1 pseudogene is annotated in these 504 nt (G+C 66.5%); it reads left to right on the top strand.

The window, feature by feature from the left end:
- Positions 1 to 484 (top strand): annotated as a pseudogene (locus AC1D1X_RS25450) (D-alanyl-D-alanine carboxypeptidase); the annotation flags it as partial.
- Positions 485 to 504 lie beyond the last annotated feature (20 nt).

Here is a 504-nt window from a genome sequence, read left to right on the forward strand (position 1 = left end):
TTGCATGATCGCCACGGCAAAGCGCGACTTCCCCAACCTGGGTGCTGCCGGTGCGCCAGGCGGGCGCCGGTTGCTGGCCATCGTGCTGGGCACGGTCAGCGACAGCGCACGCGCCAATGAATCACAAAAACTGCTGAATTGGGGCTACACGGCCTATGAAGCCGTGAAGTTGTTCGACGCCGGCCAGGCCGTGGTCACTCCATCGGTCTGGAAAGGCACCTCCTCGACCGTGAAGCTGGGCCGTCCGCAGGCCATCGTGGTGGCCATCGCTGCCGGCGGTGCCGCCAAAGTCAAAACCCAGGTGGCGCGGCCCGACCCGTTGGTGGCGCCGTTTGCCAAGGGCCAGGCTGTTGGCACGCTGAAGGTCACCTTGGGCGACAACCCCGCCCCGGTGGCCGAAGTGCCGCTGGTGGCACTGGAGGCGGTGGGCGAGGCCGGCATCCTGGGCCGTGCTTGGGACGCCATCCGGCTGTGGATTAAATAAGACGAAGGGCATGGTGGGTC

The organism is Polaromonas sp. P1_G4, from assembly GCF_056405475.1.